This window comes from Microcystis sp. LE19-84.1B (assembly GCF_027531875.1).
Classification (GTDB): domain Bacteria; phylum Cyanobacteriota; class Cyanobacteriia; order Cyanobacteriales; family Microcystaceae; genus Microcystis; species Microcystis panniformis.
In genome coordinates this window covers 1-9,414 of the sequence record NZ_JAPZSR010000245.1, presented here as the reverse complement: position 1 = coordinate 9,414, position 9,414 = coordinate 1, and the positions used below count along the sequence as shown (strand labels likewise).

9 protein-coding genes and 1 pseudogene are annotated in these 9,414 nt (G+C 45.3%); 6 read left to right on the top strand and 4 right to left on the bottom strand.

What is annotated here, in order from left to right:
• Together O9324_RS14090 and O9324_RS14085 are read right to left on the bottom strand one after the other, a co-directional pair.
• The coding region (locus tag O9324_RS14090) for a type IV pilus twitching motility protein PilT (protein ID WP_288140499.1) at positions 1-1,077 on the bottom strand (1,077 nt) is incomplete at its 3' end.
• Positions 1,078-1,215: 138 nt separating this feature from the next.
• On the bottom strand, positions 1,216-3,231 hold the full coding sequence (locus tag O9324_RS14085; protein ID WP_287626943.1) for a GspE/PulE family protein: 2,016 nt from the start codon (positions 3,229-3,231) through the stop codon (positions 1,216-1,218).
• Between the two features lie 240 nt (positions 3,232-3,471).
• Here O9324_RS14085 and grpE point away from each other — a divergent pair, with 240 nt between their 5' ends.
• Positions 3,472-4,194 carry a nucleotide exchange factor GrpE gene (grpE, locus tag O9324_RS14080; protein ID WP_288140498.1) on the top strand — a complete coding sequence of 241 codons (723 nt, stop codon included), beginning with the start codon at positions 3,472-3,474 and terminating at the stop codon, positions 4,192-4,194.
• Positions 4,195-4,303: 109 nt separating this feature from the next.
• Here the strand turns inward: grpE and O9324_RS14075 are convergent, their stop codons facing one another.
• Together O9324_RS14075 and O9324_RS14070 are read right to left on the bottom strand one after the other, a co-directional pair.
• Positions 4,304-4,945, bottom strand: a complete 642-nt coding sequence (locus O9324_RS14075; protein ID WP_288140497.1) for an HAD-IA family hydrolase — start codon at positions 4,943-4,945, stop codon at positions 4,304-4,306.
• A gap of 90 nt (positions 4,946-5,035) precedes the next feature.
• Positions 5,036-7,000 carry an amylo-alpha-1,6-glucosidase gene (locus O9324_RS14070; protein ID WP_288140496.1) on the bottom strand — a complete coding sequence of 655 codons (1,965 nt, stop codon included), beginning with the start codon at positions 6,998-7,000 and terminating at the stop codon, positions 5,036-5,038.
• Between the two features lie 90 nt (positions 7,001-7,090).
• On the opposite strand from O9324_RS14070, the gene rpmH reads away from it, so the two are divergent.
• The 5 genes and pseudogenes from rpmH to O9324_RS14045 form a co-directional block, all read left to right on the top strand.
• Positions 7,091-7,228, top strand: a complete 138-nt coding sequence (rpmH, locus tag O9324_RS14065; RefSeq protein ID WP_002739276.1) for a 50S ribosomal protein L34 — start codon at positions 7,091-7,093, stop codon at positions 7,226-7,228.
• A gap of 26 nt (positions 7,229-7,254) precedes the next feature.
• Positions 7,255-7,617, top strand: a complete 363-nt coding sequence (gene rnpA / locus O9324_RS14060) for a ribonuclease P protein component (protein ID WP_287626946.1) — start codon at positions 7,255-7,257, stop codon at positions 7,615-7,617.
• The gene (locus O9324_RS14055; protein WP_002738951.1) at positions 7,607-8,002 is read left to right on the top strand and encodes a PH domain-containing protein; all 396 of its coding nucleotides are present in this window, start codon (positions 7,607-7,609) and stop codon (positions 8,000-8,002) included. The genes rnpA and O9324_RS14055 overlap by 11 nt, the downstream gene beginning before the upstream one ends.
• An 84-nt stretch (positions 8,003-8,086) precedes the next feature.
• Positions 8,087-9,235, top strand: coding sequence for a membrane protein insertase YidC (gene yidC / locus O9324_RS14050; RefSeq protein WP_002771384.1), 1,149 nt, complete (start codon positions 8,087-8,089; stop codon positions 9,233-9,235).
• Positions 9,235-9,414 (top strand): annotated as a pseudogene (locus tag O9324_RS14045) (RNA-binding protein); the annotation flags it as partial. The gene yidC and the pseudogene O9324_RS14045, both read left to right, overlap by 1 nt.

Sequence of the window (9,414 nt, the reverse complement as noted above, 5' to 3'; positions counted from 1 at the left end):
GCTGGCCCCGGCGATAAGACGTTGTAATTCATCGGGTTTACCGCTTTTAGAAATGGCCTCTTCCAAAGAGACAACACCCCTAACAACTAAATTAGCTAATCCCTGTTCCATGGTTTGCATTCCTAACTTCATTCCCGTTTGAATTGCTGAATAGACTTGGGGGGCTTTTCCTTCCCGAATTAGGTTGGCGATCGCTGGAGTTACCACCATGATTTCCTGTACCATTGCCCGGCCAAATTCCCCTGGTTTAGGATTTTTTTTCTTGACTAGGTTTTGACTAAAAACTGCTAGTAAAGAATTGGATAACATGGCGCGAATTTGTGCCTGTTGGTTAGCAGGAAAAACGTCAATAATCCGATCCACTGTTCCCGCTGCCGAGCTAGTGTGTAGGGTTCCGAAGACTAAGTGACCGGTTTCTGCCGCCGTGATTGCCAAACTAATTGTTTCTAAATCCCGCATTTCTCCCACGAGGATAATATCAGGATCTTCCCGTAAAGATGCTCTTAAAGCGTTAGCAAAACTCTTGGTATCTTCCCCTTTTTGTCGTTGGTGAAACAGACTTTTTATATTAGTAAAAACGTATTCAATTGGGTCTTCTACAGTTAAAATATGTTCAGACCTAGTCCGATTAATTAAGTCTAAAATTGCCGCTAAAGTGGTAGTTTTACCTGAACCTGTTTGGCCAGTTACGAGAATTAATCCCCGCGGTCTTTCCGATAACTCCCGTACTACTCTAGGTAAATTTAATTGTTCAAAGTTAGGAATTTTAGAGGACAAAGCCCGTAAACAAGCTGCATAAGCTCCCCTTTCTTTATAAACATTGACCCTAAATCTTGCTAATCCTTTCACCCCGTAGGAACAGTCTAATTCCCAATTCTGCTCTAACTCTTTTCTTTGAGTATTATTGAGCATACTAAAAATCAATTTCTGACAATCTTGCGGGGTTAAAGATTCTTCATTAATCGGGGCGAGTTTGCCACTAATGCGAAAATAGACTGGCGCCCCAGACTGAATGTGCATATCAGAACCGCCCATCTCGACCAATTGTTGCATTAAATCTTCGATCATTAATTCCATAAGTTAAACCCCATCTCTAAGGTAAAATCAGTGAACAGTAACCAGTGAAAAGACATTGGGAAAGTGCTATTTAAGACTACTCACTTAATACTCCTTACTTAAAACTCAAATCTCATAACTGATAACTGAAAAACTGTCTTAATCACTAAATCGCGGTGTCATACAATAGGGACAATCGAGCCATTCTGGTTGTAGTTCGGCGCGACAACCACGACAGATTAAACCGCTTTTCCGTTTGGCTTTTAGTTCCGCTTCCAGACCGGAATCGGTAAATGTCACCCGTTCCACTTCTTCGAGGGTGGTGTAACCCTCGCGCACCAGATTTAAACTATAGGCTAGGAGTGTCACCATGCCCTCATCGACGGCCGTCTCCTTAATGCGATCAGTGGTTGCCCCTTGGTTAATTAACTGCTGTAGTCGTTCACTATTCTGCATTACCTCATAGACACCAATGCGACCTTTATAACCGCTGCCGCTACACTTAAGGCAGAGATTGCCCTGTTTTCGCGCCTGTTGAATTTCCTCAAGGGTGAGGGTATTAGCCTTATAAAAGGTCACTTCCCGTTCATTGGCGGCGGAAAGACCAAAACGGGCTAATTCCTCTTGACTGGGGTGATAGGCGACTCGACACTGGCTACAGACGCGCCGCATGAGACGCTGGGCTAAAACTCCCAAGAGAGAACCAGAAATCATAAACGGTTCAACCCCCATCTCATCGAGACGAGCGATCGCACCTGCGGCATCGTTGGTGTGTAGGGTAGTTAGGACCAAGTGACCGGTTAGGGCGGCCTCGATCGCTGTTTTGGCCGTTTCCTTGTCCCTAGTTTCTCCCACCAGAATCACATCCGGATCTTGTCGCATGAATGCCCGCAGAATCGAGGCGAAATCCATGCCTTTTTCGCGAATTACCTGCACCTGGGTGATGCCTGGTAGAGAATATTCGATCGGATCTTCGGCCGTACTAATATTGACCCCGGGGTGATTTCTTTCCGCTAACACCGAGTATAAAGTGGTGGATTTCCCCGAACCGGTCGGGCCTGTCACCAGCAACAGACCAAAAGGGTGACTGGCCAAGTCTCGGACGATTTGCAGGGTCTTTTGATCGGTGATCAGTTTATCTAAACCCAACTGGGTGGCCGAGTTATCGAGAATCCGTAAACAGACTTTTTCCCCGTAGCGACTGGGCAGGGTATTAACCCGAAAATCCACTTTCCGCCCTTGATACATCCGCCGAATTTTACCATCTTGGGGAAGACGACGTTCGGCGATATCGAGCTCGGCCATGATTTTAAGACGGGCTGTCACCGCCGGGGTAATTTTTTTCGGCAGTGGATCAAAAGCTTGATGAAGAACTCCATCTTTGCGAAAGCGAATTTTCAGGAATTCTTCTTGGGGTTCGATGTGAATATCGGAAGTCCCTTCCTGTAGGGCTTTAGCTATAATTTTATTGACGAGGTTGATGACGGGAGCTTGATTAGCTTCCCCTTCTCCGAGATCATCGGCCACTTCATCGTTAGCCGCACCAGAGGCCACCTCAATATTGCTGACAATACCAGTGAGATCCGAGAGTTTTTCTAGTTCTTTTTCTTTTTGCAGTCGGGCTTTTTCCTGTTCTAGCTCCGGTTGAGCCGAGTGGAATTTTTCCAGTAATCTTTCATAATCTTCGCTAGTAATCACCAAACGCTGTAAACCTAACTCCCTGGGGCGGAGAATACGATTAATATCGTCGGAAGCCTCGAGGTTGTCGGGATCGACCATGGCTATCAAAATCGCAGCCGGCTCTCCTTCGATCTTTCGCAGGGGGATGAGACGATAGCGACGACAAAGATCGATCGGAATCAAAGAATCGATCAATCGGGCTATTTCCATTCCATCCACATCGCTCAATTCGGGGTCGATCGATTCGACTCCGTAGAGAATTTTTAATTCAAATAACTGATTTTTCTTGTACTGTCGCTGCAAATCCGGGGGCAAAGGGCGCCCAGTTAGTTGTTGTAATATTTCTACTAGCGATCGTCCCGATTTCCGTGTTTCCACCAGGGCCTGTTGCATTTGGTCGGCACCGATATATCCCGACTGCACCAACTTGTTACCAAAGGGGGAAAAGTAATTGCGTAGGGCAACGGCACGGGTTTTCTTGGAAGAAAATGTCATAGACGATTCTTAACCTCTCCACTACCCTTAAATGTTCCCAATTTTACTGGTAAAATTGCATTCTAGCAAAAATTTTTCTAGATCACCGATTATCTATCGGGGTCGCTTATATCCAGTTACGCATCTTGTCCACAAAATGTTACATTAAGGGTTAAACCTTGATTATTAGCTGGTACTTAAAGACCAAAATTAGCAGTAAATGGTCATATATTGCCAAATTACCCAATAAAATTGTCTACTATGAGTGCAGAACCAAATACCTCAGTAATTTTCGACGAAAACCAAGAATCCTTTCCTAATTCCCCCGAATCCCTGACCACCGAATCGGAAGCCAGTGTCACCGATGAAGCCAAAACTGTGACGGATCAGGCCGCCTCTAGCGAGGAATTTTCCCTTCTGGACGGAATGACTATCGATACTCTACAAGAAGAAATCGACACTCTCAAACAGCAGTTAGAGGAGCAAACCCAACAGGTTGATGCCTATAAGAAACGCTATATCACTCTAGCGGCCGAGTTCGACAATTTTCGCAAACGCACAGCCAAGGAAAAAGAGGAACTGGACACAAAAATCAAGGGCAAAACCCTGATGGAAATTCTTGGCGTGGTGGATAATTTTGAGCGCGCCCGTACTCAAATTAAACCGGCTAATGATGGCGAGATGGGTATTCACAAGAGTTATCAAGGGGTCTATAAAATCTTAGTAGAGAGTCTCAAGCGTTTAGGCGTTTCCCCCATGCGTCCGGAAGGTCAACCCTTTGATCCCACCTACCACGAAGCGATGATGCGGGAGTACACCGATGAACATCCCGAAGGCACGGTGGTCGAGCAGCTAGTGCGAGGATACACTCTCGGAGAAGATGTTTTGCGTCATGCTTTGGTAAAAGTGGCTGCCCCCAAAGAGACAGATCCTAACGCTGATCCGTCAGAATCCACTTCCATTCCATCCCAGGAATCAGTCTAAAATTCCGATGGGGATTAAACTGGTTTGAGGGTTAGGTATTAGCCAGTAGGGTCTGTATTCCCTCCCGATCACCTATCCCTCATCCCCACTGAAAGACTTTTTCTCGCTTTTATCTTTTAATTAAAAACGCTTCTATACCCAAGGCTTTTGCCCCTTGATAGTCCTCTTTTTTACTATCGCCAATATGCCAAGCTTGTGCGGGGGGACAATCATGTTTTTGTAGGGCGATTTGAAAAATTTCCGGATCGGGTTTGGCTGCTCCTGTCTGGGAAGAAATCGTGATCGATCGAAAAAAATATTCTAAGCCTAATTCGGCCAAAACTTGGTAGATACGACTATCAAAATTAGAAATAATGCCCAACTCGATCCCCTGAATCTGCCAGAGTCTTAAAGCGGGAATGACATCCTCGTACAGCAGCCAAGGCTCGCCCGTGGCAAAATGATGATAAAGTTCGCCAAAAAAAGCCTCAAAATCGGGAAATCTTTCCAGATAACCTAATTTATTAAAAACTGCCCCAGTCAGCGATCGCCACCAGCGGTACTCTAACTGAGGAATTTGTGCCGGTTCAACATCAGGAAAAGCTAGGGGTGGAGAATTGGGGAAAATAGCCAAGAAAGATTGTTCTAGACTCTCGGCCACCACCTCTACCCCAAAATCCGCCGCTATTTGGCTATAAATTGCTCCGACACTGCCTTTTACCCCAAAAAGTGTCCCCACAGCATCGAGAAAAATAACTTGCGGTTTCTCCATGAGAGTTTTGTCTTTAACGGTCTAACTGAGGTTTTTAGGGTCGGTCCTTTGGGAGGACTAACACACCTAACCATTGCTTATTTTAAAGGATTATGGCCGAAATTCTCGGATCACTTGCCAAACCCTTAATACCTCTGCCACTGTCCATGCTTGGGCAAAAGCTCCCCTAGGGGTAAAAGGGGCATTACCATCGAAAATTTCACTTAAATTACCGATACAGCTATCCCGAAGATGATCGATCATCGGTGTTAAAAAACTCTCAGCCAGGATGGGATCGCGATAGACTTTTAGATGGGCTTCGATAAATGCCCCTAATAACCATCCCCAGACTGTCCCCTGATGGTAGGCACTATCTCTTTTTAAGCGATCGCCACTGTAAACGCCACGGTAATCGGGATGATCGGCAGCAAGCGATCGCAAACCGCGAGAAGTCAACAATTTTAAAGCACAAATATCGACAATGGCCTTTTTCTGTGGGGAATTTAATAACTCCTCCACCGACAAGGACAGGGCAAAAAGTTGATTCGGTCGTAAACTGGCATCATTGCCCTTGTCCGTATCCAAAACATCGTAGCAATACCCCAGAGAATCGTCCCAGAAGCGAGAGAACCCTTTTAAGGTCATTTTTGTCATTTTTTCGTAATCAGTGGCATCCATGCCCAAATACTGGGCAAATTGAACCATAATTTTTAGGGCATTGAACCAAAGAGCATTAATTTCTACGGGTTTGCCGATGCGGGGAGTAATCACTAGATCATCAACTTTGGCATCCATCCAAGTTAACTGTACTCCCGTTTCGCCGGCATAGATCAAACCATCGTCATCTAGGTGAATATTGTAGCGAGTACCGCGACGAAACCAAGCGATCACTTCCGTTAAAGCGGGATAAATAGTTTTGAGAAACTCAAAATCTTGGCTTTGGTTAAAATAGGAACGAATGGCTTCAAAATACCAAAGAATAGCATCGACAGCGTTATATTCGGGGATTTCTCCGCCATCGGGTAGCAAATTCGGCAATAAACCCCGGTCTAGATAACGGGAAAAAGTTAGTAAAATCTGACGGGCGATCGCAGGTCGGCCTGTAGTCAAAGTTAATCCTCTTAGGGAGATCATCGTATCGCGACCCCAATCACCAAACCAAGGATAACCTGCGATTATCGTTTTGCCGTCCGGTTGATCCCGGAGAGGACGACTAACGATAAACTGGTCGGCAGCGAGGGTAAGTTGTTGAATCCATTGAGGCTGCTGGGGATTAATCAGACTACTCTCGTAGCGATAGCGAGACTCTAGAGAAGATTGACCGTCTAAATTCGGATCGGGACGGGTACTAGCGGCAATTGTCACCGATTCTCCCACTTTAAGAGTAGCCGAAAAACTGGCGGCATGGAGATGATTTTCCCGATCAATTAAACCACGATAACGTTCCACGGCCAAATCAAAGCGATAATACCAGATATGAGCGGGAAAAACCTCTCCTTGACTGATTAATAGATAAAAAGGTACAGCATTGTTATATGCAATCACTCTTACTCCTTTTTCTAGGGGACTAATATCCATTTGCCAGTTAAAACCCTGGGTATTGCCGTGAAAATCACGATAATTGACAAAAGCAGTGAGATTCAGGGTTAAAGGAGAATTGCCGCGAAGGTAGGTATAGCGAGTATAGGTGGTATTTTCTCCCTGTTCCATCCAGATACGCTTTTCTAGTAAGGCATCCCCACAGATAAAAGTCCAGACGGGAATTGTCCCTTCCAGATGAAAACTTTCGATATTAATATAGCCTTGTGGTTCGATCGTAGCACCTAACCAGCGATTGCTGGCCAGATGATAGAGTTTCTGGTTATATTGTACCGATTCATCGATTTTAGTCACTACCAGCGTTCTTTTCGTCGGTGGAGCCAAAGCAGCGATCAAGAGGCCATGATAACAGCGAGTTAGCAATCCGGCCACGGTTCCCGCAGCAAAACCCCCAATACCATTAGTGACTAACCATTCGCGCTTTTCAGCCACCGGGAGACAATTACAGATATCCCGACCAAAACGGAGCTTGACCATGGGCTTCCCAATTCCTAGTAATTTTGTTATAATTAAAAATTGTGTCTTTGTATCTATAGACTAACTCTATCTTAAGGAGGAAAATCGGCAGTGAGTAAACGTACTTTAGAAGGAACCACGCGCAAACAGAAGCGCACTTCCGGATTTAGAGCGAGAATGCGTAGCGTCAACGGACGTAAAGTGATTAAAGCTCGTCGGAAAAGAGGGCGCTATCGTTTAAGTGTTTAGGTTATTCTGGGAACCGACTAATTTTCGTGGGATTACCCCAAATTCACCGCTTAAAACATCGGCAGGATTTTCAAGCTGTCTATGGAACAGGGAAGCGTTATCACGGTTCCCACTTAACCTTAATTAGTTTAGAGGATTCTGGACCAGATAAGCCTCTTCCCAGTCGTTTTGGCATCTCGATTAGCAAGAAAGTTAGTAAAAAAGCGGTGGTTCGTAATCGACTAAAACGGCAAATGCGAGCGGTAATTCGGCAGTTATTGCCAGAAATAGCGACAGGATGGCGAGGGATAATCATTATCCGTCCAGGGGCGATCGAGTGCAATTATGAACATTTTTTGCGAGAATTAAAGCAGTTGTTAGTGAAGGCCAATATAATTCATGGGCATTAAAGAAGAAACTTTTTATGAAGGCGGTCCGCACATCGGCGACCTAATCATCAATATACTGCTAGGATTTACAGTGATTTGTTTACCTTTAACCGTTGGGGCAGTGGTGCGGGCAATCTGGTTAAGATATAAGATAACCGATCGGCGGATTTCGATCACCGGGGGTTGGATGGGACGCGATCGCACAGATATTATCTATTCAGAAGTGGCAAAAGTGGCAAAAATGCCGAGAGGAATTGGTCTTTGGGGGGATATTGTCGTAACTCTCAAGGATAGAAGTCGTTTAGAAATGCGCGCGATGCCGAAATTCCGGGAAATTCATGACTACATTGCCGAAAGAGTCGCCGATAAAACCGGTCGTCCCCTAGAATCGATCATCAGTCAATAAAACAAAATAATCGATCGCCGAGATTCGATAAATTAGATTTGTCAAAGTGAACCCCTATTAAACGAGAAGGCATAGATTAAAGCCATGGATTTTGGAGTCGGATTTATTTCCACAAATATCATGTTGCCAATCCTAGATTTTTTCTTTCGGATTGTGCATAGTTACGGTTTCGCCATCATTGCTTTAACGCTGGTGGTCAGATTTGCCGTCTTTCCCCTCAGTGCCGGCCAGATTCGCAATATGAGAAAAATGCGAATCACTCAACCCCTAATGAAGGAAAGACAGGCAGAAATTCAACAACGCTACAAAAACGACCCCCAAAAACAACAGGAGGAAATGGGCAAATTAATGCAGGAGTTGGGCAATCCCCTAGCGGGTTGTTTACCCCTGTTATTACAAATGCCGATTCTTTTGGCTTTATTTGCGACGCTGCGGGGTTCCCCCTTCTCGGATATTAACTACACCGTCGATTTACAAGTGCTGCCGAGCGAACAAATCGCCCTCGTCCAGCGCCAACCCTATGGCACCAAACCCCAAAACGTTTATATTGACGAGTCTCTCCACTATCCCATCACCGCTTTTTTACCCCAAGGCAATAAAATTGCCCCGGGAGAACAGGTAAAAATCGACCTGCAAAACGACCAGGGCAAGTCTTTAAGCCAATTAGCCACGGAAGCACCAGAAAATAACCTAAAACCCACCTACGAGGTGGTTAAAGGTCAAGAACTGGTGCAAGTGAATGAAGACGGTTCCATCGTCGCTTTAGCCCCCGGAGATGCCAGTATTAAAGTTATCGTGCCGGGGATTGCCGCTAATACGGGTTTTCTCTTTATTGAGGCCCTGGGAAGAATTGGGGCAACCGGTGCCAATGGTGAAATTCACTGGGATATTTTGGCGATGGTGATCGCTTTCGGCATTAGTATCTATGTTAACCAAGAGTTATCCGGTGCCGGCGCTCCTTCGGGGGGAGCAGCCCAACAACAACAAACGGTGAATAAAATCACCCCGGTAATTTTTAGTATGATGTTCCTGTTTTTCCCCTTACCGGCGGGGGTATTGATGTATATCTTAACTGCGAACATCTTCCAAACTATTCAAACGGTGATTTTGATGCGGGAACCGTTACCGGAAAACCTGCAAAAATTGGTAGCGGAACAGGAAAAAACGGAAAAATCCCGCGATGCTCTCCCCTTTGAAAAACGTTCTAGCAAGAAAAAGGAAAAAACATCGTAATGAGTATATGGGAGCAAAATAGCGAGAAAGCTAAACAATGGCTGGAAAAACTGCTAAAGTTGATGGCCATGCCCGCAGATGTCCAGATTGGTGTGCAGGAATTGGGAACTGGACCTTCCTCCTGTTGGTTAATTATTGATAGCAGTCAATTGAGTCCCCAACAAGTGGAACTTCTCCTC

Excerpts from the sequence above, each read along its gene's own strand:
- O9324_RS14085 (WP_287626943.1), bottom strand. The coding sequence starts at position 3,231 with ATGACATTTTCTTCCAAGAAAACCCGTGCCGTTGCCCTACGCAATTAC.
- O9324_RS14075 (WP_288140497.1), bottom strand. The coding sequence starts at position 4,945 with ATGGAGAAACCGCAAGTTATTTTTCTCGATGCTGTGGGGACACTTTTT.
- yidC (WP_002771384.1), top strand. The coding sequence starts at position 8,087 with ATGGATTTTGGAGTCGGATTTATTTCCACAAATATCATGTTGCCAATC.
- O9324_RS14055 (WP_002738951.1), top strand. The coding sequence starts at position 7,607 with ATGGGCATTAAAGAAGAAACTTTTTATGAAGGCGGTCCGCACATCGGC.
- O9324_RS14070 (WP_288140496.1), bottom strand. The coding sequence starts at position 7,000 with ATGGTCAAGCTCCGTTTTGGTCGGGATATCTGTAATTGTCTCCCGGTG.
- grpE (WP_288140498.1), top strand. The coding sequence starts at position 3,472 with ATGAGTGCAGAACCAAATACCTCAGTAATTTTCGACGAAAACCAAGAA.